The sequence below is a fragment of the Sinomonas mesophila genome (assembly GCF_001999765.1).
GTDB lineage: Bacteria > Actinomycetota > Actinomycetes > Actinomycetales > Micrococcaceae > Sinomonas > Sinomonas mesophila.
In genome coordinates this window covers 401,742-426,878 of sequence record NZ_KV908322.1, presented here as the reverse complement: position 1 = coordinate 426,878, position 25,137 = coordinate 401,742, and the positions used below count along the sequence as shown (strand labels likewise).

Annotated in this window: 21 protein-coding genes; 5 read left to right on the top strand and 16 right to left on the bottom strand. The window is 70.7% G+C overall.

The window, feature by feature from the left end; all coding sequences use genetic code 11:
• From BV907_RS01735 to hrcA, 3 genes are all read right to left on the bottom strand, one after another.
• A partial coding sequence (locus tag BV907_RS01735; RefSeq protein ID WP_245827723.1) for a 16S rRNA (uracil(1498)-N(3))-methyltransferase occupies positions 1–567 on the bottom strand: 567 nt, incomplete at its 3' end.
• 1 nt (position 568) lies between these two features.
• Entirely contained in the window at positions 569–1,699 is a 1,131-nt protein-coding gene (gene dnaJ / locus BV907_RS01730) for a molecular chaperone DnaJ (RefSeq protein ID WP_077487906.1), read from the bottom strand.
• Positions 1,700–1,711: 12 nt separating this feature from the next.
• Complete coding sequence (gene hrcA / locus BV907_RS01725) at positions 1,712–2,728, bottom strand: heat-inducible transcriptional repressor HrcA (protein WP_077487905.1); 1,017 nt, start codon at positions 2,726–2,728, stop codon at positions 1,712–1,714.
• 284 nt (positions 2,729–3,012) lie between these two features.
• Between hrcA and BV907_RS01720 the strand changes: the two genes are divergently transcribed.
• Together BV907_RS01720 and BV907_RS01715 are read left to right on the top strand one after the other, a co-directional pair.
• Positions 3,013–3,855: a DUF3097 domain-containing protein gene (locus BV907_RS01720; RefSeq protein ID WP_077487904.1), complete on the top strand. Its 843-nt coding sequence runs from the start codon at positions 3,013–3,015 to the stop codon at positions 3,853–3,855.
• A gap of 95 nt (positions 3,856–3,950) precedes the next feature.
• On the top strand, positions 3,951–4,355 hold the full coding sequence (locus tag BV907_RS01715) for a DUF4870 domain-containing protein (RefSeq protein WP_077487903.1): 405 nt from the start codon (positions 3,951–3,953) through the stop codon (positions 4,353–4,355).
• 36 nt (positions 4,356–4,391) lie between these two features.
• Here the strand turns inward: BV907_RS01715 and hemW are convergent, their stop codons facing one another.
• Both hemW and lepA read right to left on the bottom strand, forming a co-directional pair.
• Positions 4,392–5,642: a radical SAM family heme chaperone HemW gene (gene hemW, locus BV907_RS01710; RefSeq protein WP_077487902.1), complete on the bottom strand. Its 1,251-nt coding sequence runs from the start codon at positions 5,640–5,642 to the stop codon at positions 4,392–4,394.
• A gap of 42 nt (positions 5,643–5,684) precedes the next feature.
• Positions 5,685–7,538, bottom strand: coding sequence for a translation elongation factor 4 (lepA, locus tag BV907_RS01705; RefSeq protein ID WP_175637321.1), 1,854 nt, complete (start codon positions 7,536–7,538; stop codon positions 5,685–5,687).
• Positions 7,539–7,668: 130 nt separating this feature from the next.
• On the opposite strand from lepA, the gene BV907_RS01700 reads away from it, so the two are divergent.
• Both BV907_RS01700 and rpsT read left to right on the top strand, forming a co-directional pair.
• A complete protein-coding gene (locus tag BV907_RS01700) occupies positions 7,669–8,241 on the top strand; it encodes a type II toxin-antitoxin system PemK/MazF family toxin (protein ID WP_425441591.1) in 573 nt (190 codons plus the stop codon).
• 159 nt (positions 8,242–8,400) lie between these two features.
• The gene (gene rpsT, locus BV907_RS01695; protein WP_077487900.1) at positions 8,401–8,661 is read left to right on the top strand and encodes a 30S ribosomal protein S20; all 261 of its coding nucleotides are present in this window, start codon (positions 8,401–8,403) and stop codon (positions 8,659–8,661) included.
• 104 nt (positions 8,662–8,765) lie between these two features.
• On the opposite strand, the gene holA is transcribed toward rpsT, so the two are convergent.
• From holA to BV907_RS01680, 3 genes are all read right to left on the bottom strand, one after another.
• On the bottom strand, positions 8,766–9,794 hold the full coding sequence (gene holA / locus BV907_RS01690) for a DNA polymerase III subunit delta (protein WP_077487899.1): 1,029 nt from the start codon (positions 9,792–9,794) through the stop codon (positions 8,766–8,768).
• Between the two features lie 234 nt (positions 9,795–10,028).
• Positions 10,029–10,331, bottom strand: a complete 303-nt coding sequence (locus BV907_RS01685; protein ID WP_077487898.1) for a DUF4193 family protein — start codon at positions 10,329–10,331, stop codon at positions 10,029–10,031.
• Positions 10,332–10,506: 175 nt separating this feature from the next.
• The gene (locus BV907_RS01680; protein ID WP_077487897.1) at positions 10,507–10,695 is read right to left on the bottom strand and encodes a hypothetical protein; all 189 of its coding nucleotides are present in this window, start codon (positions 10,693–10,695) and stop codon (positions 10,507–10,509) included.
• A 515-nt stretch (positions 10,696–11,210) separates the two neighbouring features.
• Here BV907_RS01680 and BV907_RS18155 point away from each other — a divergent pair.
• A complete protein-coding gene (locus BV907_RS18155) occupies positions 11,211–12,599 on the top strand; it encodes a S1 family peptidase (RefSeq protein ID WP_139346544.1) in 1,389 nt (462 codons plus the stop codon).
• A 408-nt stretch (positions 12,600–13,007) separates the two neighbouring features.
• Here BV907_RS18155 and BV907_RS01670 read toward each other — a convergent pair whose 3' ends face one another.
• The 8 genes from BV907_RS01670 to BV907_RS01640 form a co-directional block, all read right to left on the bottom strand.
• Complete coding sequence (locus BV907_RS01670) at positions 13,008–13,748, bottom strand: DUF4386 family protein (RefSeq protein WP_139346543.1); 741 nt, start codon at positions 13,746–13,748, stop codon at positions 13,008–13,010.
• Entirely contained in the window at positions 13,694–15,145 is a 1,452-nt protein-coding gene (locus tag BV907_RS01665; RefSeq protein WP_425441588.1) for an ISL3 family transposase, read from the bottom strand. The genes BV907_RS01670 and BV907_RS01665 overlap by 55 nt, the downstream gene beginning before the upstream one ends.
• A 1,092-nt stretch (positions 15,146–16,237) precedes the next feature.
• Entirely contained in the window at positions 16,238–19,345 is a 3,108-nt protein-coding gene (locus tag BV907_RS01655; protein ID WP_077487895.1) for a polymorphic toxin-type HINT domain-containing protein, read from the bottom strand.
• Between the two features lie 85 nt (positions 19,346–19,430).
• Complete coding sequence (locus BV907_RS19535) at positions 19,431–19,556, bottom strand: DUF1016 domain-containing protein (protein ID WP_139346541.1); 126 nt, start codon at positions 19,554–19,556, stop codon at positions 19,431–19,433.
• Positions 19,557–19,708: 152 nt separating this feature from the next.
• The gene (locus BV907_RS01650) at positions 19,709–20,314 is read right to left on the bottom strand and encodes a dihydrofolate reductase family protein (RefSeq protein ID WP_077487894.1); all 606 of its coding nucleotides are present in this window, start codon (positions 20,312–20,314) and stop codon (positions 19,709–19,711) included.
• Between the two features lie 250 nt (positions 20,315–20,564).
• Positions 20,565–20,765 (bottom strand): hypothetical protein, encoded by a 201-nt coding sequence (locus tag BV907_RS19060; RefSeq protein WP_217697870.1) that lies wholly within the window; start codon positions 20,763–20,765, stop codon positions 20,565–20,567.
• A 285-nt stretch (positions 20,766–21,050) separates the two neighbouring features.
• Complete coding sequence (locus BV907_RS01645) at positions 21,051–23,825, bottom strand: ComEC/Rec2 family competence protein (protein WP_077487893.1); 2,775 nt, start codon at positions 23,823–23,825, stop codon at positions 21,051–21,053.
• On the bottom strand, positions 23,825–24,502 hold the full coding sequence (locus tag BV907_RS01640) for a ComEA family DNA-binding protein (protein ID WP_245827721.1): 678 nt from the start codon (positions 24,500–24,502) through the stop codon (positions 23,825–23,827). Before BV907_RS01640 ends, BV907_RS01645 begins: the two co-directional genes overlap by 1 nt.
• Positions 24,503–25,137: the final 635 nt, after the last annotated feature.

Sequence of the window (25,137 nt, the reverse complement as noted above, 5' to 3'; positions counted from 1 at the left end):
CGCCGTCAGGAGCGCCGAGAGCGGCTCGGCAGCGTCCTCGTGCAGGACGACGGCGAGCCGAGCCGCGCCGATCCGCTCCGCCAGCGCGGCGCCGTCGTGCGCCCGCTCGACGACCGGAACGGTGGCCCGGCGGGCCTGCTTCGCGGCCGCGAACACGACGGAGCGCCACTTCGCGAGCGACTTCTCCGCCCGCTCCCCCTTCCAGCGGACGATCGAGCGCTCGGCCTGCCAGGGGATGACGGCGTCGACGCCGAGTTCCGTGGCCGTCTCGGCGGCCAGCTCGTCGCGATCGCCCTTCGCGAGGGCCTGGACGAGGACGAGCCTGTACGGGAGGGCCGGCTCGCGCCTGACCCGCTCGACCGCGACCACGAGCTCGGAGCCCGCGGCGCTCTCCACGGTGCCCACCGCCCGCACGCCCGCGCCGTCGGCCAGGTCCACGCCCTCGCCCGGGGCGAGCCGCTTGACCGTCGCGGCATGCCGGCCCTCGGCGCCGCCCACCGTGATGAGCGTCCCCTGGGCGGCGCCGTCGAGCGCGCCCGCCGGAACGTAGAAGAGGGGACGGGACATGTCAGAGGTTGCCGAGCCTGTCGCGCAGCTTCGCGAACACCCCGCCCGTGCCCACGAGCTTGCCCTCGCCGACCTGCTCGCCGCGCAGCTTGGCGAGTTGCCGCAGGAGCTCCTCCTGCTCCGGATCAAGCCGCGTGGGGGTCTCGACGCGGACCTGCACGAGCAGGTCGCCGCGCCCGCCGCCGCGCAGGCGGGCGACGCCGAGGCCCGGGAGGGTGACGACGTCACCGGACTGCGTGCCCGGGCGCAGCGAGATCGTCTGCTCGCCGTCGAACGTGTCGAGGCTCATCTCCGCGCCGAGGGCCGCAGCCGTCAGGGGCACGCTGAGCGTCGCGTGCAGCTGGTCGCCCTCGCGCGTGAAGGTGCCGTGGCTCGCGACGCGGATCTCGACGTAGAGGTCGCCCGACGGTCCGCCCGCCGTTCCCGCCTCGCCCTGGCCGGAGAGCTGGATGCGCGTGCCGGTCGAGACGCCGGCCGGGATCTTGACCGTGAGCGAGCGCCGGCTGCGCACGCGGCCCTCGCCGCCGCACTCGTTGCACGGGTTCGGGATCTCGGTGCCGAAGCCCTGGCAGGAGGGGCACGTGGCCATGGTCATGACCTGGCCCAGGATCGAGCGGACGGGCCGCTGGATGTGCCCGCTGCCGTGGCATACGCCGCAGCGCACGGGCTCGGTGCCGGGCTCGCAGCACGAGCCCTCGCAGCGCCCGCAGAGCACCGCCGTGTCGACCTCGATCTTCTTGTTGACGCCGAAGACGGCGTCCCGGAGCTCGATCCGGACCGCGATGAGCGCGTCCTGGCCGCGGCGCGTGCGCGAGGCCGGGCCTGCCTGGCCGGCGGCACCCCCGCCGAAGAACGTCTCGAAGATGTCCTGGAAGGCGAAGCCGGAGCCGTTGTAGGCCCCGCCGAATCCGTTGTCGGTGCCGTTCTCGTTGCCCGTCGTGTCGTAGACGCGGCGCTTCTGCGGGTCGGAGAGCACCTCGTAGGCGTGCGTGACCGCCTTGAAGCGGTCAGCCGCCTCATCGCCGGGGTTGACGTCGGGGTGGAGCTTGCGGGCCAGCTTCCGGTAGGCCTTCTTGATCTCCTCGGCGCTCGCGTCAGTCGGAACGCCCAGGGTTTCGTAGTGGCTGCTCACGGTCTTCTTTCTCTAGCTTCCGGCCAGGATCTTCGACAGGTATCGGGCCACGGCCCGCACGGCCGCCATCGTGGCGGGGTAGTCCATGCGCGTGGGGCCCAGCACGCCGATCTTCGGCCCGTCGGTGCGGCCATAGCCGGTGGCGACCACGGACGTCTCGACGAGCCCGTCATAGGGGTTCTCGCGGCCGATGGTGACGGTCACGCCGCGGGGGTCGCTCGCCATCTCGGAGAGCAGGCGCAGCAGGACCACCTGCTCCTCGAGCGCCTCGAGGACGGGCGAGATGCTCTGCAGGAAGTCGCTCGTCGACCGGGCCAGGTAGGCCGTCCCGGCCATGACCATGCGGTCCTCGCGGCTCGAGGCGGCCAGGACGGAGAGGCCGCGCACGAGCTCGGCGGCCAGGGGCTGGTCGTGGGGCGGGAGGGCGTCGACGATGGCGCTGAGCGTCGCATCGAGGTGCGTGACGGGCGTCCCCGCGGCGCCCTCGACAAAGCGGTCGCGCAGGTACACGAGGCGGTCCCGGTCGACCTCCTCGACGACGGACTGGACGCGCTGCTCGACGGTGCCTGTGTCGGCGATGAGCACGAGCAGCACCTCGTGCGGGGCCAGTGCCACGGCTTCGATGTGGCGCACGCGGGCCCTGCCAAGCTGCGGGTACTGCACGACGGCGACCTGGTTGGTCAGCTGCGACAGGAGCCGGACGGTGCGCTCGAGCACGTCGTCCAGGTCGTCCGCGCCGTCCAGGAGCGCGTGGATGGCCTGCTTCTCCGCCGGGGACAGCGGGCGCACGGACGTGAGGTGGTCGACGAAGACGCGGTAGCCCTTGTCGGTGGGGACGCGGCCCGCGCTCGTGTGCGGGGCCGCGATGAGGCCCTCGTCCTCGAGGGCCGCCATGTCGTTGCGGATCGTGGCGCTTGAGACTCCGAGCCCGTGGCGCTCCACGAGTGCCTTCGAGCCGACGGGTTCGCGGAAGTGCACGTAGTCCTCCACGATGGCGCGCAGCACCTCGAGCTTGCGCGGCTCGTTCATCCTCTCACCCCTCGGCTGTCACAGCCCGGCTCCGTGCGGCGCCGGTGCCGGCGTCGCACGCCGGCGGTTGTTAGCACTCCCTGAGACCAAGTGCTAAGTCTATTATGCCCGCGGGCGCCTGTCCCGCAGCCCGCCGATCTCGGCCCGCGGGGCCCCGCCAGGCCGCCACGGCGAGGCTCCCGCGCGGCCGGCTCCGCCGCCCGTAGCATGGTCACGCCGTCCGGGCGGGCGGCCCGGCGCGGAGCCCGCGCCGGGGGCGAGGAAGGCCGGTGTGCGTGGAACGGATGTCGTACGACTCATGGGGGCCGACGGACCTCGCCGCGCCCACGAAGCGGGAGCTTCCCCTCGTGCCCGTGGAGATCGGCCTCGTGCTCGAGGACGCCGAGAGCGGCTGGGTCGGCGCGGTGACCCGCGTCGAGAAGTCCGGCGGCATGCACGTCATGAGCCTCGAGGACCGGAGGGGGCGCTCGCGCTCGTTCCAGCTGGGCTTCGGGTTCCTGATCGAGGGCAGACCCGTCCGCGTGGGACCCCCGGCCCCCCGCGCCGCGGCCACGGCACCCGCCCGCACCGCCTCCGGGTCCGTGCGGGTCGAGGGGCTCCGCGCGCAGGTCGCGAAGGCGAGCCGGATCTGGGTCGAGGGCAAGCACGACGCCGAACTGGTCGAGAAGGTCTGGGGCGACGACCTGCGCGTGGAGGGCATCGTCGTCGAGCCCCTCCACGGCGTCGACGACCTCGCCGCCGCCGTGGCGGAGTTCCGGCCCGGGCCGGAGCGCCGGCTCGGGATCCTCGTGGACCACCTCGTCGAGGGCTCGAAGGAGGCGCGCATCGCCGCCCAGGCCATGTCCGCGCCCGGAGCCGCGGGCAATGTGCTCATCGTCGGCCACCCCTACGTGGACGTGTGGCAGGCGATCAAGCCCTCGACGCTCGGCATCCCGGCGTGGCCCGTGGTGCCCCGCGGGACTGACTGGAAGACGGGCATCCTCTCGGCGTTCGGCTGGCCCCATGCCGGCCCGGAGGACATCGGCCTCGGCTGGCAGAGGCTGCTCGGCGCGGTGCGGACGTACGCCGACCTCGAGCCCGCGCTGCTGGGCCGGGTCGAGGAGGTCATCGACTTCCTGACGGCCTGAGGTCCCAACCTTGGCTATCCTTGGAGTGCCCCGGGGGCCGGAACCCCCGCCGCGGGCAGAACGCACCCTACGACGCACAGGCAAGGAACTTCCCAGTGGCTGAGTACCCGCAGGACCCCCGCAACGGCGAGAGCGACTATCACGGGGCGCCGGCCCGCGCGCTCCCGCTCACGGCCACGGAGGACCGCCAGTGGGCCACGCTCGCGCACTTCGGCGGGATTCTGGGATGCGTCCCGTCCCTACTCATCTACCTCGTCTTCAGGGACAGGGGCCCGTTCACGGCACAGGAGTCCAAGGAGGCCCTGAACTTCACGCTGCCGCCCACGGCTGCGGCGATCGTCTTCAACGTGCTCGCGCTCATCCCCGTCGTCGGCAACGTCTTCGCAGTGTTCGCGACCCTCGTGTGGCTCGCCCTCACGGTCTTCGCCGTCATGGCCGGCGTCCAGGTCAACCGCGGGCAGCCGTACCAGTACCGCTACAACCTCCGGCTCATCCCCTAGCCGGGGCCCGGCCAACCCGGGCCCCCCGCCGCAGACCTACGGCAGGAGGCGCCGCACGGCGGCGTCGGCGAGCAGCCGCCCCCGCAGGGTGAGCACGAGCCGGCCGCGCAGGGCCGCGGGACCTTCGACGAGTCCGTCGGCAATGAGGCCCGCGACGGCGGCCCGGCCCTCGACCGGGACGTCCGCCACCGGAAGGCCGGAGGCGAGCCGCAGCCCGAGCAGGACGCGCTCGGTGTGGCGCGTCTCGGCGTCGAGCGTCTCCCGCCCCGCGGCCGGCGACTCGCCGCGCGCCAGCCGGCCCGCGTAGGCGGTCGGATGCTTGACGTTCCACCAGCGGACGCCGCCGACGTGCGAATGCGCGCCCGGGCCGATCCCCCACCAGTCCCCGCCGTTCCAGTAGGCGAGGTTGTGCCGGCATGCATACCGCGCGCCCTCTGGGCTGTCGCCCCCGGCGCCGCGGGCCCAGTTGCTCACCTCGTACCACGCGTACCCGGCCTCGGCGAGCACCGCGTCGGCGAGCTCGTACTTCTCGGCGTGCTCGTCGTCGTCCGTCTCCGGGACCTCGCCGCGGCGGATCTGGGCCGCGAGCTTCGTCCCATCCTCGACGATGAGCGCGTAGGCGCTCACGTGGTCCGGGTCGCACGCGAGGGCCGCATCGAGGGACGCGCGCCAGTCCGCCATGCTCTCCCCCGGCGTGCCGTAGATGAGGTCGAGGCTCACGTCGAGGCCCGCGTCCCGGGCCCAGCGGACCGCCTCGGGCACCCTGCCCGGCGAGTGCGTGCGGTCCAGGACCTTGAGCACGTGCGGGACGGCTGACTGCATGCCGAAGGACACGCGCGTGAAGCCCGCCTCCGCGAGGGCCTCGAGGGAGGCGGGGGTCACGGAGTCCGGGTTCGCCTCGGTCGTGATCTCGGCGCCGGGCTCGAGGCCCCAAGCGTCGACGGCGGCCGCGAGGATCGCGGCGAGGTCCGACGCCGGCAGGATGGTCGGGGTCCCGCCGCCGAAGAACACGGTGGACATCGGCCGGCGGGGCACGCCGGAGGCGTCCAAGGCCGCGGCGGCGAAGCGGACCTCGCTGGCCGCCGTCGCCGCGTAGGCCGCCTGGGACGCGCCGCCCCCGAGCTCGGTGGCCGTGTAGGTGTTGAAGTCGCAGTAGCCGCACCGCACGGCGCAGAACGGGATGTGCGCGTAGAGCGAGAAGCCGCGCTCCCCCGCGCCGACGGCCGCCTGCGGCGGCAGCACGCCGTCGGCCGGTGCGGGATCGCCGAGCGGAAGGGCGCTGGGCACCTTACGCCACCGCCGTCCGGGCGGGTGCCGAGGGGACTCGCACTACTTCTTCGCCTTGTCCTTCGACTCGTCCGTGGTCAGCGCGGCAATGAAGGCCTCCTGCGGGACCTCCACGCGGCCCACCATCTTCATGCGCTTCTTGCCTTCCTTCTGCTTCTCGAGCAGCTTGCGCTTGCGCGTGATGTCGCCGCCGTAGCACTTGGCGAGGACGTCCTTGCGGATCGCCCGGATGTTCTCCCGCGCGATGATGCGCGATCCGATCGCCGCCTGGATCGGCACCTCGAACTGCTGGCGCGGGATGAGCTCGCGCAGCTTCGCCGTCATCATCGTCCCGTAGGCGTAGGCCTTGTCCCGGTGCGTGATGGCGCTGAAGGCGTCGACCTGCTCGCCCTGGAGGAGGATGTCGACCTTGACGAGGTCGGCGGCCTGCTCGCCGTCGGCCTTCCAGTCCAGCGACGCGTAGCCGCGCGTCTTGGACTTGAGCTGGTCGAAGAAGTCGAACACGATCTCCGCGAGCGGGATCCAGTAGCGCAGCTCGACCCGGTCCTCGGAGAGGTAGTCCATGCCCTTCATCTGGCCGCGGCGGCCCTGGCACAACTCCATGATCGCGCCCACGAACTCGTTCGGGGCCAGGATGGTCGCCGAGACCATCGGCTCGCGGACCTCCTTGACCTTGCCGGTGGGGAACTCGCTCGGGTTGGTCACCGTCACGACCGACGTGTCCTCGAGGGTGACGTCGTAGATGACGTTGGGCGCCGTTGAGATGAGGTCGAGGTTGAACTCGCGCTCGAGGCGCTCGCGCACGATCTCGAGGTGCAGGAGGCCGAGGAAGCCCACACGGAAGCCGAAGCCCAGCGCGGCCGAGGTCTCCGGCTCGTAGACGAGCGCGGCGTCGTTGAGCTTGAGCTTGTCGAGGGCATCGCGCAGGTCCGGGTAGTCGGAGCCGTCGAGCGGGTAGAGGCCCGAGAAGACCATGGGCTTCGGGTCCTGGTAGCCGCCGAGGGACTGCGCGGCCGGCTTGGACAGGTTGGTGATCGTGTCGCCGACCTTCGACTGGCGCACGTCCTTCACACCCGTGATGAGGTAGCCGACCTCGCCCACGCCGAGGCCCTTGCTCGGGATCGGCTCCGGGGAGATGACACCGATCTCCAGCAGCTCGTGGCTGGCCTTGGTGGACATCATCTGGATGCGCTCGCGCGGGTTGAGCGAGCCGTCGACGACGCGCACGTACGTCACGACGCCGCGGTAGGTGTCGTAGACCGAGTCGAAGATCATGGCGCGGGCCGGGGCGGCGGCGTCGCCGACCGGGGCCGGGATGTCCGCGACGATGCGGTCGAGGAGGCCCTCGACGCCCACGCCCGTCTTGCCGGAGACCTTGAGCACGTCCGCCGGGTCGCCGCCGATGAGGTTCGCGAGTTCCTCGGCGTACTTCTCGGGCTGCGCCGCGGGAAGGTCGATCTTGTTCAGGACGGGGATGATCGTGAGGTCGTTCTCCATCGCGAGGTACAGGTTCGCGAGGGTCTGCGCCTCGATGCCCTGGGCTGCGTCGACGAGCAGGACGGCGCCCTCGCACGCGGCGAGCGAGCGGGACACCTCGTAGGTGAAGTCAACGTGCCCGGGGGTGTCGATCATGTTGAGGGCGTAGGCGGTGCCCTCGACTTCCCAGGGCATGCGCACGGCCTGGGACTTGATCGTGATGCCACGCTCCCGCTCGATGTCCATGCGGTCCAGGTACTGGGCCTTCATGTCGCGGGGCTGGACGACGCCCGTGAACTGCAGCATGCGGTCGGCGAGCGTGGACTTGCCGTGGTCGATGTGCGCAATGATGCAGAAGTTGCGGATGATCGACGGATCCGTCGCGGCAGGCACCGGGGCGGTGCGGGCCATGGGAGACACGCTGTGGGTCCTCACTGTCCGAAAGCTGGCGGGGAGATGCTGACTTCCTAGTCTCCCACGGATCGGCCCCGGGTGGTTCACCGGCTTCCGGGACGCTGGGACCGGCGCGGCCGCTAGGCTGTGACGCGTGCTGCGCTCCACTGCCTCCCGTGCCCTGTCCCTCCTGCGCGCCGCCATCGGCGCCGGCCTCGCCCGCCGTGGGGCTGCGCACGACGGCGGGGTCCCGCCGCGGTCGGCCGGGGCGCCGCGGGCGGGGGTGCCGCGCGCACCGGCGCCGCACGCCGTCGTGCCCGGCACCGGGTACGCGGGCGACTTCTCCGGCACAGCGCGCGCCGAGTACCACCCCGACCCGGACGGCGAGCCGGACCCCGGCGAGATCGTCTGGACGTGGGTGCCGTACGAGGAGGACCACTCGCGCGGCAAGGACCGGCCCGTCCTCGTCGTCGCCCGCCGGGGCGCCCTCCTCCTCGCGCTCATGCTCACGAGCCGGGACCACACCGGCAGCGGGAACGGCGACCGCGCGGGCGACTACCTGGACATCGGCACCGGCGCCTGGGACGCGCGAGGGCGCCCGAGCGAGGTCAGATTCGACCGCGTCCTGCAGATCGACCCGGGGGCCGTGCGGCGCGAGGGCGCCGTTCTGGACCGTGCGGCGTTCGAGGCCGTGGCCGCCCGGCTGCGGACACGCCACGGCTGGAGCTGACGCTCCGGCAACCTTGGCTCTGCTAGCATTGTCTGCTGTGTGTCCGTGCAGGTCGACGGGCACTGACGACCGGCTGCCATAGGCATCCCCACGCCGCTCAGTCGATGGCCGGTCCGAAAGCCCTCTAGACCCTGTTGGCATTTACAAGAGAGTTCATACGTGGCAAACATCAAGTCCCAGAAGAAGCGCATTCTCACCAACGAGAAGGCGCGTCTGCGCAACAACTCGGTCAAGTCCGAGCTGAAGACGGCCATCCGCGCCGTCAACGCGGCCGTCGAGGCCGCCGACAAGGACGCCGCTGTTGCCGCTCTGGCCCGCGCGGGCAAGAAGCTCGACAAGGCCGTGAGCAAGGGCGTCATCCACAAGAACCAGGCCGCGAACCGCAAGTCGGGCATCGCGAAGCGGGTTGGCGCGCTCTGAGCCACCCTCAGCGCATCGCAGCCGGGGCCGGCATCCGTTCAGGATGCCGGCCCCGGCTGTTTGCTGTCTGACCAGGGTGAGGCCCGGTTCCCCGGGGGCCGGCGTCAGCGGGCCTGAGCGGCCGCGCTGACGACGCCGAGGGCGTGCTCGACGGCGTAGGCCGGGTCCCGGGCGAGGCCCTTGACCTGGGCGTCGGCCTCCGCAACGGCGCGGATTGCCTCCGCGAGGCTCTGCGGGGTCCACCCCCGGATGTCCCGCTGGGCCTGCTCGACGAGCCAGGGCTGCATGCCGAGCTCCCGGGCGATCTGGTTCGCCGAGCCCTGCGCCCCGGCCACGCGCGCGAGGGTGCGCAGCTTGGCGGCCACGGCCGCGACCATGGGGACCGGGTCGACCCCCGTGTCGAGGGCGTGCCGGAAGGCGGAGAGGGCGCGGGCGGCGTCTCCCGCGAGGGCCGCATCGGCGACCTTGAAGGCGGTCGCCTCGACACGGCCGCCGTAGTACTTCTCGACCGTCGCGGCGTCGACGGTCGAGGCAGCATCGAGCTGGAGCTGGCTGCACGCCGCGGCGAGCTCCGCGAGGCTGCTCCCGACGGCCGCGACGAGGGCCTCGATCGCCTCGCGCTCGATCCGCCGCCCCGAGCCCCTGAACTCCGCGGCGACGAAGGCGGCCTTGTCGGCGTCCTTCTTCAGCGGCTGGCAGTCGACGATGGGTGCCGGGGAGGCCTTGACCGCGTCGAGGAGCTTCTTGCCGCGCGTTCCGCCCGCATGCCGCAGCACGAGCACGACGTCCTCGTCCGGCGCCGCGACATAGGCGAGCGCGTCGCGCAGGAACTCCTCTGTCATGGACTCGAGGCCGTGGACCTCGACGAGCTTGCGCTCCCCGAAGAGGGACGGCGAGGCCGCGAGCAGCAGCTCCCCGCCAGCGTACGAGCCGGCGTCGAGCCGCGTGAGCTCGAGGTCCGGGCTCACCCCGCGCACCTGGGACCGCACGGCGTCCATGGCCCGTGCGGCGAGGTAGTCCTCCGGGCCCACGACGAGGACGACCGGCGCGGGAGCCACGGAGCGCCAGTCGACCGTGCCGGCCGATGAGGCGCGCGCCCCCGGTGAGCGACCGGACCGGGTGGCCGGGCTCATGCGTTCCCGCCTGCGGGTGCTGCTGTCGTCCTCACGCGTCCACTCTGCCATGGGGGGAACAGGCCGACCAACACGCGCCCGGGACCGATGCCATCACCCAGGATCTGAGCTAACTCGTTCATTGGGGCAGCACCCACAGCCGTGCTGTAGAGATCCACGACGGCGGCAGTGCCGCTCCTATCGAAAAGAAGCTTTGGTGGGACTGGGGTCGGTCTTCCGGTGGGCGGGTTCGAGTCAGGCTTCGCAGTCGGTGCAGTAGGCGGCATCGCCCGCCAATCTGGCGATCTGTGATCTGTGCCGGACCAAGTAGCAGGACTGGCAGACGAACTCATCGTCGCCCTGGGGGACGAAGTGCACAATGAGCTCTCCGTCCACGAACTCGCCGCCAGGGAGATCGCCGCCGTCCAGGTTCTCATCACCGTCGAGGTCGCGGACGACACTGCGCGGATCCGGGGCATTGGCGGACTTGACTGCCTCGAGCGAGTCCTCCTGAGACTCCTTGACGTCGGGGCGGAGTTCGTCGTAGTCACTGGCCACGGGGTGTTTTCTCTTCCTTGTGGGTTTTGGGGCGAGTCAGCAACCGTACACCACTGCGGGCTGTCAATGCTCCGCACCGCAGCGATATCTCGCCTTTGGTCTAGCAGTGCACGTAAGCCGCGTCCGTGTAGAGCGTTGATGGTCGTCCGCTTGCCGGCCAAGGACTCGCGCTCGCTCAGCAGCGCCCCTTGAGCTCCTCGCGCTGGGCGGCGTGCTCGTGACGGTCCTCGTCGAAGATCTGCCAAACGCCCTGGGCGCCCCAGCTGCCCCAGCGGGCGGGCCGGGAGCGCTCATCGGCCGTGGCCGCACGGTCCTCGGCCTGGAGGGTGCGCAAGGTCCGCAGGGTCTCGAGGTTCGCCTCCACGCGCGCCTTGACCCGGGAGGGTGCGAGGTCATCCTGGCCAGCCGGGACGAACCTCCCTCAGCAGAATCTCGTAGCATTCCGATCTTTGGAATGCTCGGTGATTCTTTGGACGATCTGTCGCGACCTGAGCCTTGGACAGGCCTGGCATCAGTTCGGCGGACGCGGCGTGGTGCCGGGCCGGCCGCCGATACCGTCGATAGCCGCGTTTTTAGGCAAGGAATGCGCAGGATTTCCCCAAGAGGCTCCATCGACTGGAGGTAATCACTAGCCTGAAATGGCCGGACGGGGGCGCATCACGCTCGCGCGAGGAACTTTCACTACACCTACCATCCCGCCGGGCCCAATGAAGGGTCTCACATCATGTGCAGCAGCCGCCGTTCCATCGCCCCAACCACCTCATTCCTGGTGGTCGACGGTGGCCGAGCTGCCGCGGCACGTGCCCATCTCCCGTCACTTCCACTCGCACCCGCTGGAACAGGCAGCGCTCCTTCGCGCCCTCCGGAAAGAGACAACCCATGACCACCCTCCGGCCCTCGCTCCGCCACGTTGTCGTGGCCTGCCTCGCCGCACTGTCGGCCCTCGCCCTCGCCCTCCTCGGGCCGGGCTCCCCGACACCCGCCCACGCGGCCTCGGCGAACGACGCCGAGAAGTCCATCGTCTACCTCGACCTCACGTTCGACGGCGCGGTCAAGGTGCCCTTCACCTCCGGCACCGAGAGCTACACAGCGAGCGTCGCCGGCGGCTGCACCGGCTGGTTCGCGAGCACGCAGGCGCACATTGTGACTGCCGCGCACTGCGTCGAGAAGGACGACGACGTCAGGCTCGCCATCCTCGAAAAGGTCCTCGACTCGCTGGGCTACAGCGAGTACCTGCAGCAGGGATGGGACGAGGACTGGGCCTCCGTCACGGGTGTGACGGTCCGCGCATACCAGCCGCAGGGCGTCGAGGGCGCCATGCCCGCCCTCCAGACCACCGGCCTGACCGCGCAGCTCATCGACGCCCAGACCTTCGACAACGGCGATCTGGCCCTGCTCAAGATCGCCGACCTCGACGGCACTTCCCCGCTCGCGGTCGCCGCGACGTCGCCCGGCGTCAAAGAGACCGTGACGGCGGTCGGCTTCGCCGGCTCCGTCACCGACGTGAGCGACGCATCGCGTCAGCGGGCCTCGTTCAAGTCCGGCACCGTGTCCTCCCGCCAGGTCACCACGACAGGCGTCCCCATCACGGAGATCGACGCCGCCGTCACGAACGGCATGTCCGGCGGCCCGACTCTGGACGCCGCCGGCAGCGTGATGGGCGTCAACAGCTTCAAGCCCCGCGGCGAGGAGCAGGCCTTCAACTTCGTCACCGACACCGAGGCGCTCAAATCCTTCCTGAGCCGCAATGGAGTCAAGCCTGCGGCTGCGACGCCGAGCACGGCCCCGTCCGGCTCTACCGTGGTCCCCCTCGGCGACCGCCCCAACGAGGGCAACTGGTTCGCGGACAACCTGGCGCTCGTGCTCACCGTCGGCGGACTGGCCGTCCTCCTGCTCGCGGTCGGCACCGCGCTCGTCGTGGTCCTCGCCAGGAAGAAGCGGGTTGCACAGGGCCCGGTCCAGCCGGGCCAGGCTGCGCAGTTCGGCCAGTCCGCCACTGGTCGCCCTGAGCTGAGCCCGGCCTATGCGCCCTCGGCCCCGCAGGAGCCGACGTACTCGAGCCAGTCGTACCCGGAGCAGGCCTACCCCGCGCCGACACAGCAACACGCACAGCAACCGGCGCAGGCCCCGGCCGGCTTCCAGCCGCCTGCCCCGCTGCAGCCCGGGTTCCAGCCGAACCAGCCCTACGCGCAGCACGCTCCACAGCCACCCGCCGCTCCGGCACCGTCGGCCGAAGCCGCCCGGGGACAGGAGTCTCCCCCGGTCTGAGCCGGGCCGGGCAGCCCCATCGAGGCCGGCCTATCGCAGCCGAGCACAGACGGCCTGCGCCTCCCGTCGCGGAGGCGCAGGCCGCCGTCGTGGGCCCAGCCCAGCGCATCAGCCCGCCAGTCCGGTGTCGGTGATCAGCCGGAAGATGGGCGCTGCGACGCTCCATCCCACGTTTCGCCAGCCCTGCTCCTTGACACGGGCCGCTTAGGCAGCCCGGACGGTCATCGGGTCGCCCACGTCTGGACGGATACCTGGTGGAGTCTCCTATTCAAAGGTGTAGCTGTTCCTGCGCGAGTGCCTCAAGGCCTTGTCGGCGCCGGCGAGACGCCCTCGACGGTGCCGGAGTCCGCTTCCTGGAGGCGGCTAGCGCGTGCCATGATTCCATTCTCAACCGATGACGGGCTGGTGTTATGCACCGCCCGGCTGCCGGCCGGGCCGGAGCAGCAGCACGATGCTCGTGGCCAGGACCCAGATCAGGAAGAGCAGGAAGCCGCTGAATCCGATGATGCCGAGTACGCCTTCCCCAGGAGTGCTCTGGAACACTCCCGCGAGAGAGATGAGCAGCAACACGGCCGTGGCGGCCGCCAGCCAGCCCAGCCACCGCGGCAACGCCCGAGTGGTCAGGATGGCCATCGCCGCCCCGAGGAACATCGCGGCACTGGCAGGCAGAATGGCACTACCCACCCAGGCGTTGAGGGCGATGAGGGCCGAGAGCACTGCCGGGTCGGGCTGGCCACCGGAGGCATGCTGAACGAGTGCGAGGGACAGGCCCCCCGACACCAGCATGAGCGTCACCACGGCAGCGCCAGCGATGAGGACCAGCGCGGCGAACATCCCAGCCTGGCCCTCCCCTCGGCGCAGCCTGCTCCAGAGGCCGGCCAGGAATACCAGGAAGGCGACGTCGGCGAGGAATCCCAGCAACAGCGATAGCTGGTGGGCGGTGAGGTCCGCCGCAAGCTGGGCCGCGATGCCCTCTGCAGGGCTGTCGATACTGGGCTGGGCGGGCAGGAAGAAGCTGGCCACCACCACGGCGGCGAACCCCAGACCAGCCACCGCGGCCCAGCGGTTCGACCTGCCCGTCGCCCCTCCCGTTCTCACATGGCCGAACGTTGGGCTGTCCAGCGGCTCGGAGTTCTCTCTGGAACCCATGGCGTCCTCCCTGGCACTACGCCCCCTGACCGCGTACTGCAAGTATGAAGCGCACAGATCAGGGATGCGAGAGGGCGACGTCCCTCGTGGCTCGCTGCCCGCCCTAAGCCCGTCAGGCCGGGCTGGGCGGCGAAGGCCGCGGTGTCGTAGTACTCCCGGGCGGCCGTGCGGAAGCCGCGGCCGGTGCGTTTGATGTTCTTGATCGCGGTGTTGTTCGCCTCGACCTTGGCCGTGGTCGCGCCGGTGGTGATGAGGACTTCGATCTCGTTCCACCATTTCTTCACGGTCCGCAGGAGGCGCTTCGTCTCGGGTGTGGGCGCCGTCTCGACGAGGCGTTCGAGGATGCGCAGGTGGTCCCCGGCGTCCTCGAGCGAGCCCGAGCGCAGGAGGGTGCGCAGCTGCTCCTTGGCCTCCCAGGCTGCCTGCAGCTGCCCGGTGGGGTCGTCGGTGGCGAATACTTCGCGGAGGCGGGTGCGGGCGCGGTCGGAGAGGGTCTCGGCGGCGCGCAGGAGCAGGCGCCGGTTCGCCCATCCCGGGTCGATCGTGCGGCCGCGCCGGCCCCTGAGCTCATGCGAGAGCCGCTGACGTGCCTCGGTCACGGCCTGGTTGGCCAGGGAGACCAGATGGAAGGCATCGACCGAGACGGCAGTGCGGGGCAGCCACATCCGCAGGGCCTTGCGGAACGCCGCGGACGGGTCGATCGCCACGGTCTCGACCCCGAGCCGCCAGGGAAGGGGCCGGGCGAAGAGCCACTCGCCCACGCCCTCGCTGTCCCTGCCCTCGACCACGCCCAGGACTTGGCCGGTGTCCAGGTCCACGATCGTGGTCATCCACGGCTCGATGCGCACCCACGGGGACGACTCGTCCTCGCGGAACCAGCGCACGGACCGGTAGCGGTGCTCGTCGATCCCCAGCCGCTTCGGCGCCAGGTCGTCCACGTCCGGCAGGGTCGCCGCGGCCGCGTCCAGGGCGGACTGGGCCAGCCACCACGAGACCCCGTGGGCACGGGCAGCCTCGGCGGCCGCGCGGCCTGCGACCACGACCGCGGCGGCCAGGGCATGCAGCAGGCGCCGAGTGGAGCGAGCCCGGCGGGGCACCTCGTCAGTGGCCTCGGTGAACGACCCGCGCGGACAGGCCGGCTCGTTGCAGAACCAGCGCCGCTTGCGCCAGAGGACCTCGGCTGCGCCCGCGACGGGGATATCGCGCAGGCGCTGGAGCCCGCGGTCCTTCACGCGTTCGGAGACGACCCCGCATGCCGGGCAGCCGGGCACCGCAGTGGACTCAAGCGTGATCCGGCGGACGCCGAGAGCGGAGACCACGGCGGAGAGGACGCGGTATTCGGGCAGGTTGAAGATCACGGTGGCAGGGCAGGGCTGCCCCGTCGTAGGCTCGATCAAGGCTCGTGGTTCCTGTTCCGGACGAATGCTTAGACACCACTCATCCAACAGGGCCACGAGCTCACTTCCCGACGAACCGCGAAGAGCCACCAACGGGGGCCGGCAGACACTATTCACAACGGTGGGCCCAAATAGTGGCTAATCCGGAGTTTATGGACCAGACAAACCCGCGGTCACCAGTAGTCGTCACCTGTCTTCCGGGCTGGCACTACCTGTTTCCTTGGTCCGGGAGCCGGCGATTGGCATCCAAGGCCGCTTTAGTCGCTCCACCATGCACCGGGCCACCATTATCGAGTTGCAGACCGAAATTGCCACCCATCTCATCAACCGAGATTCGCTAGTTCGCCCGCCCGCAAGCCGGCCGTCCACCGGACACCTCGCCACCGGTTCGGAGACCTCCTCGAGAAGCCCGCGATCTCGGGCCTGCCGAATTCTCTGTAAGACCCGCCCCCAAAGGAAGCCCGGTGAAGGCCCTGAACAACCTCTCACAAACGGCCCATTCTGGGAAGCTCTCGCCGGAGTGCGCGTCGCTGAGCATGAGCCCCGGATTCCGTCTCAGAGCCCGTTCTCACACCGTTGGCGATCAGGGGCCTTCTGAGGAATGTTTGTGAGAATCCAGAAGGCCACGAACATCGTCCGGGCCCTCATCGAACCTCGCCTCCATCCATCCAAGGACAGACCCGCACTCGAGCGTCGGTTCATCGAATCCGAGCGCATAGTTCAACACGAAGCCGATGGGCACGTCCTACCTCGATGATCCGCGCCGATTGGGCCGTCCACGCTCTGGTCACTACGAGTTCGCCGGCCTGCTCGCGATCTTCCATGGTCCCCCTCACTTCGGGGGCAGATTATCTAGCTGGCGGACCCGGTCCCATCCCGATGGGCGAGGGCGGATTGCTTCGCTATCCCACGGCATTCCTCGCTGGATCCACAGCCTACGCCAGTCTTCATATGTGAATCCCAGATCATCATCGGACACGCCGAATTCGAATCCACAACTCCAGCAGATCTCATATGATCCTCCGCCACTTTCACTCCGAGGTGGCTCATTGAGTTCGGGATACCCACACACGGGACATATGTAATGCTCGCTCACTGGAACACTCCTGGTTGACGTTCCCAATAGCTGGGACTGGTCGGCTTCAAAAGAGTCTTGGCCTTTCCTTCCGAGGTGAAGGATCCAAATGTATTTGAATCTGGATCATATATTCGGATGGTACCATCGACGTCGACCTTGGTCGGCAAGCCTTCGGCACCCGCCCTGCCAAAGAAATCAGAGGCCATGCCCGCATAATCATTCGCTGATACAGCGTCAAAATCTCCCCCATGACGCCGGAAGTGATCTTCAAGCGTTTCCGGCCTCGCCCAACAGGTGTTGTGGACGAGGATCTCGGATTGACCGACCTGGTAGGTGTGGATGCCTTCCACGGATAGGTTGTAGGCCAACGCCTGGCGCCGGGTCCCGACTTCGAGACCCGAGACCCTGATAGTCCGCCCATCTGCACCGAGAACCTCCTCGCCCGGCTCGAGTTGGTCAGCGCGTTCGAACCGCTGGTCGGTGACAGACCAGAAGGGATGGTCCTCGGTGGTGGTGATGGGCTCGCCCTCGACCCCAAGGTCGATGACAGTATCGTCGTGGACGAAGACGCGCTCCACGGTCTTGGCTTCCTGCTCCCCGGTTTCAGGGTCGGTCGCGATGACTTTGTCACCGATCTTGATGTTCTCGATCGATTTGCGTGCGCCGTCGGCCATGAGCACCACCGTCGCCCCGGAGAATGAGCAGGCCTTTGCCGGGGTGCTGGCGGCTTTTGAGGCCCCTGACAGGCTCTTCAAACCGCTGGCGGCGCCCTTGACGAGTCGGCCGCCGGGTACGGCGGCGGCTGCTGACATGAGTGCTTCGGCGACGGCGTCGCCGCAGGCGCCTTTGCCGCTGTTGCAGGTGTTGTAGGCCTGGATGGCTTTGGTGCCGGCGTGGACTGCGCCTGCGACGACCGAAATCGTGCCGAGTGCGGCTGCGACGGGGGCGCCGATGCCGGTGACGGCGGCCGCGATGGCGAGCACGCCGGCGACGTCGGAGACGATGCCGCTGACGTCCTGGACGCCGACGAGGAATTCGTCCCAGGAGAAGAGGCCGGTGATGTCGAGGTAGCGGAGCGGGTTGGCCGTACCGTAGGTGTAGGCGCTGGAGATGCTGGTGGACGCGGCGGGGTCGGTGCTGAGGAACATGCCCGCGGTCGGGTCGTACTGGCGTGCGCGGAGGTGGGTGAGTCCGGTGGGGTCCTGGTATTGGCCGAGCCAGCCCAGGGGTGGTGCGTTGGGGTTGTTCGGGCCGGTGGCCCGGGGCCGTCCGTAGGGTTCGAAGGCCCCGGCCGAGGTGACGGCGCCGGTTGCGTCGGTGAGGGCTCGGATGGAGCCGAGCCGGTCGGTGTGGAGGTAGGCCGGGGTGCCGGCGGCGTCGTGGGCGGTGAGGGGCTGGTCGCCGTGGGTGTAGTGCCGGACGAGGGCGCCGTTGGTGTCGAGTTCGTTGGCGAGCCGGTAGAAGGGGTCCCATTCGAAGGTGGTCTTGGCGGTGCCGAGGGTGGCGCTGAGGCGGCGGCCGTCGCCGTCGTACGTGTAGGTCGTGGTCCCTGCCGGTGTGGTGGCCGTGGCGGTGCGTCCGCCCCTGGTGTAGGTGAAGGCGTGCGTGGTGGTCTGGGCGTTGCGGGTCTCGGTGAGGATGTAGCAGGCCTTGGTGAGCCGGTCGAGGGTGTCGTAGGCGAAGGTGTCGGCAGTGCCGTCGGGCCGGGCGATGGAGGTGGGGTTGCCGGCGGGGTCGTAGGTGTAGGCCTCGTCGAGCAGGGTCGCCGCGGCGGTGGCGTCGGTGATGCGGGTGAGCCGGCCGAGGCTGTCATACGTCTTGGTGGCCGTGGAGCCGTCAGCGCGCGTGACGGTGAGGGTGTTGCCGTCGGGGTCATAGGTGTATTCGGCCACGACGGCGGCGCCGTTCTTGACCTGCGTGGCGCGGCCGTCGGCGTCGTAGACGTAGCTCGTGACGGCTCCGTCGGGGCTGGTGAGGCTGGTCAGGTTCGAGGCCGCGTCGTAGCCAAGCGCGAAAGTCCTCCCAGCCCTGGTGACGGTGGTGAGCCGATCGAGGGAGTCATAGGCATACGTGGTGGTCCCATTCGGGTCCGTCATGGAGGTACGGTTCCCGTTGGCGTCGTAAGTGTAGGTCGCGTCGCCGTCGGTTCCGGGCTGGTCCGAGGAGACCACCCGGCCGGCGGCGTCGTACTTGTAGGCAGTAACCGCGTCCTGGGGGTCGGTGACGGTGGCGATCTGGTTCCTGGCCGTGTAGGAGAAGGTGTAGGTGCCCAGTGGGTTCGTCACCGAGGTGACCCGGTTGGCGGCGTCGTACTGGAACGACACCGTCCGGCCCATGGAGTCGGTGACCGTGGTGGTGTTGCCGTTGGCGTCGTAGGCCGTGGTGGTGGGCGGGACGTTCGGGTCGGGTACCTGGACTGTCGTGAGGTGTCCGGCGTCGTCGTAGGTGTAGGTGGTGGCGCGGCCCTTGGTGTCGGTGGCCTTGGTGACCCTGCCGTCGGCGTCGTATCCGACGGTCTCGTACTGCCCGGCCGGGTCGGTGGCCTTGGTGGGCCGGCCGAGGGCGTCGTACTCGTACCGCCAGATGAACTGTGCCGGGTCCGCCCCGGCGGCGTTCCCGCGTGGGCTGGTCACGGCGGTGACCCGGCCCGCGGCGTCGTGGGCCATGGACTGCACCGAGCCGAGCGGGGAGGTGGCCCGGGTCAGGTCGCCCTCGGCGCTGTACTGGAAGGTCGAGACGTTGCCGAGCGGGTCGGTGGCCGAGGTGACGTTCCCGGCCGCATCGTAGACGTAGGAGTAGTCGACCGTGCCGCCGGCGGGGTTGGGGCGGGTGAGCTGGGTGAGGTTGTCCGCCGCGTCGTAGCCGCGGGTGCTGGTGTAGCCGCGGGCGTTGACCGTGGTCGTGGGCAGGTGCGCGGCGTTGTGCTCGCTGCGCACGGTCCCGGTGCCGCCCGGGAAGGTCTTCAGGTCCCCGGCCGGGCTGTACGCCAGGGCGGTGCGGGTCCCGTCGGCGGAGATGGTGGCGGACAGGCGCAGCTGGGTGTCGTACTCGTAGCCCGTCGAGGCCCCGGTGGGGTCGACCCGGCGGAGCAGGACGTTGCCTGTGTAGACGTCCTTCCACACCCCGCCCCTGGGGTCGGTCGTGGTCGCGGTCGAGGTGGCGGGGTCCCAGGCGAAGACCGAGCGGTTGCCGAGCCCGTCCCACTGCTCAGTACAGCTCGATCATCGCCGTGTTCGCGGCCCGGCGGGCCCGGAGCTGGGCGCCACGGACCTGCTCCTTGAGGGAGGCCAAGGCCTCGGCATAGCCGTCTGGGAAGTTGGGCGCGAGCTCCATGGCACCAACCAGAGCTGGGTCGTCCGACACCCCACTCACAGGCGGAACCGCTCCAGGTCGGCGGACTTCAGTCATTTCGCCGGTGATCGCGACTTTGAGGTTCCTAGACCATGAGGCCGGTATCCGGTCGGTCGCCTGGCTCCCGTCAACGCCTAGCCGACGCGGCGATAGCGGATGTGGGTAGCCAGCGGTGAGTGAAGCACCTCGGCGGGTTCGAAGCCGAAGGATTCAACGCCGTCGAAGATGCGCTCGCCCGAACCGAGCAGGACCGGTGCGATGTCGAGGGTGAGTTCGTCGATCACGCCGGCGATCAGTGCCTGTCGGACGGTCGAAGCCCCACCGGCGATGTCCACGCCTTTGTCCCCGGCAGCCTGGCACGCTGCGGAGTAGGCCGCGTCGAAGCCCCCGGTGACGAAGTGGAAGGTCGTCCCGCCGTCCATCTGGATCGGGTCATGTCCGTGATGGGTCAGCACGAACACCGGCGCGTGGTACGGCGGTTCGGCTCCCCACCACCCGGTCCATTCCTCATCCCAGTCCCCTCGGATCGGGCCGAACATGTTCCGACCCATCACATACGCGCCCCGCGGGCGCATGAGCCAGTCGTTCGCGACCTTGTCGGCATCGTTGGCTCGCGGGTCGCCGATGTGCCAGCCGTGCAGCTCCAGCCCCCGCTTGCCCAAGGGGTCCTCGCGGCTCTCGTTCGGCCCGGCGACGAAGCCGTCCAGCGAGATCGACATGTGGCAGGTGGTGTCCGTCACTGCGAACCTCCTTGAGTCAGAAGCGGGCCATCATGTTGGATTTCATCACAGACCCGGCCCGCTTACCGCCGCAAAATGGCCAAATCGGGTCAAGACTCGCCATGTATTGATCCGCAAGAGCAGCCTCTGACCCACAACGGGATGATTCCGGGCGGACTCTGACCTGAGACTGGCCACAAACTCCGTGTCAGCACAGCTAGCCCGCCCGAGCGTGCTCGCTGGCGGATCATCTCCCGAACCGGGCGTCCAGTCAGTGCTTCTGCTTGCGGATCTTGTCGCGCAGTCCGTCCCGCTGCTCGGCCAGGGCCTCCGCTGCGGTGACCGCGGCCGCTGCGGCCTGCTCGCGCAGGCGATCCGTTTCCTTGCTGGCCTCGTCGCGCCCCTTCGGGCCTCGTTCCTCTCCCCTCGAGCTGTTCGACCTCCTCGCCCAGAGTCTGCCGCTCGGCCTCAAGCTGGTCCAGCATGGCCTGCCAGCCGGCCTTGGCCTCCGAGTGCTCGGCCCGGGCAACCACCACGGCCTCGCGCCACAGGGCGGCGAACCGGGCCTCGACGGCGGTCGGCCGGGCACCACGGCCGCCTTCGCCTCGGCCTCGTTCCAGGCGCGGGCGGCCTCGGCAGCGATGGCCATGCGCACCCGGAACGGGCGCGCACGACACGGGCCGTCACGGCGGCCCCCTCCGCACCGAGGGCCTCGGCGGCTTCGGCCGCCTTCTGCTCGGGCTGTGGCCTGTTCTATTCACCGAGGTGCCCACTGGACCGATCCCGAGGCGAAGCGCAGCTGGACCGTACCGGACTCGTCGGTGCGCACCGTCGCGGTCCCCCGATGCTCGAGGGCGGCGACGATCTCGGGGTGGGGGTGGCCGTAGTCGTTGTCCCTCCCTGCCGAGATGAGGGCCACGTCGGGACGGAGGGCATCGAGGATCGCAGTTCCGCCGTTGCGGGCCCCGTGGTGCGCAATCTTCAGGACCGGTGGCGGCCGCCGGGCCAGACCCGGCTCGCGTGCCAGGAGCCGTGCCGCGGCGTCTTCCTCGAGATCGCCCGTAAGGAGAATGCCGGCCTGCGGCATGCCGTCCCAGTCCACGTCTAGGACGAGGCTCACGTTGTTCTGTTCGATGGACTCCGCTCGCGCCGCTACGGCCCCCGCGGGCCTCGCCGGCCAGAGGACCCGCCAGCTCAGCGGGCCGGCCCGCCCCTTCTCCCCCGCGCCGGCGGCCGCGACCGGGACGTGCGCGGCGGCGAGCAGGTCCCGCACCACCGCGGGCGGCGCTCCTGCCGCCGCGGGGACGAGTGCCCGCCGGACCGTCCGGCCCGAGAGGACGCCCGCGGTCCCTCCGTAGTGGTCGGCGTGGAAGTGCGTGATGACGTAGGCCTCGACCGTGCCGATGCCAAGGTCGTCGAGGCACGAGTCGATGAGCCTCGGGTCAGGGCCGCTGTCGACGACGAGCGCTGCCCGTTCGCCCGTCGCGAGCACGACGGCGTCTCCCTGCCCCACGTCGCACAGGGTGACGTGCCAGCCCTCGAGCCCGCGGGGGCCCGCGACGAGCCGCACGCCCGCGAGGAGGGCCGCCACGACGACGAGGGCTCCCGCCGCGCCTGCCAGCCGTCGCCGTGCGAGGACAGCCCGTCCGGTCTCTCTTGCGCCCACCGGACCGGTGCCCGATTCCCCGGGGCTCAGGGCGCCGCGCAGCGCATCGGCCGCCGCGTGCAGGACGACCGCTGACGCGGCGCGCCCGGAGGGCACGAACACGGCCCAGAGGGCGGCGAGGTTGACGGCCGACATCCCGGCCATGGCGAGAGCTCCGGGAGCCCCGTCCGGCCAGGGCAGGGCCGCGCCCGGGACGGAAGCCGCGGCCCTGGCGACGGCCGCCACGCCCTGGGCCGCGGCCCCGCCCAGCGCGGCGCAGGCGACGGCTGCCGGAGGGCACCACACGCCTGTGGCCAGGGCGAGCGTCCCGGCAAGCGTGACGAGGGGGACGAGCGGCGCGACGGCAACGTTCGCCGCGAGGGACAGCGTGAGGAACTGCGGCTGGATGAGGACGACGATGGGGCCGCAGAGCAGCTGCGCGGACAAGGGAACGGCGGCTGAGAGGGCGAGCCAGCCGGGGAGCCGGTGGGCGAGGGCCTGGGCAAGCGGGGGCCCGACGAGGGCGATGCCCAGCGTCGCGGTGACGGAAAGCACGAATCCGAGGCTCGCAGCCAGCGACGGGTCGACCACGACCATGACGAGGACAGCGGCGGCGAGGGCCGAGCAGCTGCGCCCCGGGCGGCCGGCCGTGAGGGCGGCGAGGCCGACGGTCCCCATGACGGCCGCGCGCGCGACGCTCGGCTCGGGTCCCACCACCGCGAGGTAGCCGCCGAGCGCCGCGGCGCTCGCCCCGACTGCGAGCCACCGAGGAGCGCGAAGGGACCGCATCGTCAGGAGCACCGCCCCGAGGACGATGGTGAAGTTCGCCCCGGACACTGCGGTCAGATGCCCCAGCCCGACGGCGCGCATCGCTTCCTCCAAGTCTGCGGGCAGCGCCGACGTGTCCCCGACGGCCATGCCGGGCAGGAGGCCCGCCGCGTCCGCGGGCAGCCACGACGAGGCGCCGCGCAGGGCTTCGCGGGCGCTGGCCGCCGCACGCGCTCCGTCCGCGGAGCCGACAGTGCGCGGGGGGCTGTCGAGACTCAGGAGCGCCCGGCCGGCCGGCTGCTCGGCAGGGACCACCGTCCCGGCGAGCTCGAGCCGGACACCCGCACGCAGACCCTCGAGCTCGGGCCCACCGGCGAGCAGGACCCGCGCCCGTGAGGAGAAGGCACGGCCGCCGTAGGTCGCCTCGAGCAGTCGCGCCTCGGCGAGGAACCGGGGTCCGGAGGCCAAGGCGCCGCCAAGTCGCTGCGCACGGGCGTCGTCGGTGACCTCGACGGTTGCCGTGGTCTGCCCGCCACGGGAGAGCAGCTCGCCGGTGGGGCCCGAGTTCTCCGTGCCCCACTGGGCGGCGGAGGCCGTCAGCCCGGCCCCGAGCGCCACGGCGATGCAGCCTCCGAGGACGGCCGCCTTCTGCCGCGCAGACGGTCGCGCGCCCGGGCGGCTTCCCCGGCGGAGGCCCGCCCGGCGGCGCCTCATGCGGACGGCGGCCGCGCCGACGAGGGCGAGCCCGGCCAGGATGGACGCGAGCGCCGCGGTGCCGGCCAGCCCAGCACCCGCGGCGGGGCCTGTGCCCAGACCGGTCCCGAGGAGCGCGGCAAGCGGCGCCCCGAGGGCAGCGCCGAGCCAGGCCGCGGCACCGAGGGGCGCGAGCCGCAGATCCCGCCACCTGCCGCCCCACACGGCGGACGGAGCGTCGGCGTTCGACCACAGGCCAGCGATCCACTCCTTGGCTCGGTCCCGGAGCCTCGGTCTGGGGGCCTCGCCGACGGCGACGCCGGAGGCAGCGGACGATCGGTAGCGCTCCCATGCTCGGCCCCGGCCGTCCCGTGCGCTGTCTCGCTCGTACCCTGTGCCTCCCGTCAGGCTTCCGCGCTCTGCCATCAGACCGTCACGAGGGGCAGGAGGGTCTCGAGCATCTTCGGGCCGATGCCGTCGACCGCGTCGAGATCCTCGGGCGCGCCGAACCGGCCGTGCTGGGTGCGGAAGTCAACGATGCGCTGCGCGAGCACGGGGCCGACCCGTGGCAGGGCGCCGAGCTCCTCCACGGTGGCCGTGTTGAGGTTGACCTTTGCGGCCCTGCCCCCGGCGGCAGTGCCACCGGCCGATCCGCGGCCGACCGGCCCGCCGGGCAGCGCCGCGCCTCCCCCCGCAGCGGGCATCCCGCTGGCCGCGGGGTCCACGGCCTCCCCGATGCGCGGGACGTACAGCCGCATGCCGTCCTCGACGGCCGCAGCGAGGTTGAGCCGGTGGACGTCGGCCTCAGGGCCCGCGCCCCCCGCCGCCGCGATGGCCTCGTGGTACCGCGCGCCGCGGGGCAGACGGTACACCCCTGGCGCCGCCACCGCTCCCGCCACATGGGCGACGAGGGCATCCCCGGCGGCGGGCTCTTCGCCCGGCTCCGGCTCCGGCTTCAGGGCCTCGCCGTGGCCCGCCTCCGCCTCATCGGCGGCCTCGACCGTCCGCACGTCCGGCGCCGCCGAGGCCGAGCTCCACCACCAGAGCCCGCTGCAGATGGCAAGGACGACGGCGAGGGCGGCGGCCGCGCGGAGGGTGACCACGAAGCGACTGGGGCCGCGGGAGGGCCGAGCGGACTCTCCGGCACCGGGATCGAGCAGCGTATCCGGCCGGGACGGTGAGACGGCATCAAGCAGGCCGGCGTCGGGGCCTGGGAACAGTTCGTCCCACCGGTGGCGGGCGGCCCTCCGCTCCGCCCCCTGATTGCCGCGCGCCAACCATGCCATGGGACCACGGTTGCACGGGTACCCGGCAGTCCGGGCGGGGTGCGGCGCTATGTGGAGGGACACGCCCAAGCGGCGCGTGTGGAGGACATGTGGAGGACTGCTGGCTATCCACCCTGAGCTGTTCTGCGGGTGAAGTTCGTTGGCATTCTGCTGACCATTGTGATCAGCGAATGAAATGCGTCAAGGCTCAATGTTAGTGAGTTCTGTTCGTTGGCGGGTTTCCAAGTCTTCAATGAGTACTAGGGCGCTGACTTGGGGGCAATAGTATTTGTGCTCTCTGGATCGCCTCTCAATCGGCGTCCAGTCATAGACTTTGACGCAATCGGTGTATGTGCGTCTCTTGTGGATACCGTCAGACCGGTGGCGACAGTATTACGCATGTCTTCGGCATGACCCGGATAGTATTCCTGCCGGTATGAGTCGCCGATTCTCTGCTCGGCCTTCATCCAGAT

Coding starts and splice junctions, on each gene's coding strand:
- hrcA (WP_077487905.1), bottom strand. CDS start 2,728: ATGAACGAGCCGCGCAAGCTCGAGGTGCTGCGCGCCATCGTGGAGGAC.
- BV907_RS01720 (WP_077487904.1), top strand. CDS start 3,013: ATGTCGTACGACTCATGGGGGCCGACGGACCTCGCCGCGCCCACGAAG.
- BV907_RS18155 (WP_139346544.1), top strand. CDS start 11,211: ATGACCACCCTCCGGCCCTCGCTCCGCCACGTTGTCGTGGCCTGCCTC.
- BV907_RS19535 (WP_139346541.1), bottom strand. CDS start 19,556: ATGGAGCTCGCGCCCAACTTCCCAGACGGCTATGCCGAGGCCTTGGCC.
- BV907_RS01670 (WP_139346543.1), bottom strand. CDS start 13,748: ATGGGTTCCAGAGAGAACTCCGAGCCGCTGGACAGCCCAACGTTCGGC.
- BV907_RS01645 (WP_077487893.1), bottom strand. CDS start 23,825: ATGGCAGAGCGCGGAAGCCTGACGGGAGGCACAGGGTACGAGCGAGAC.
- holA (WP_077487899.1), bottom strand. CDS start 9,794: ATGAGCCCGGCCACCCGGTCCGGTCGCTCACCGGGGGCGCGCGCCTCA.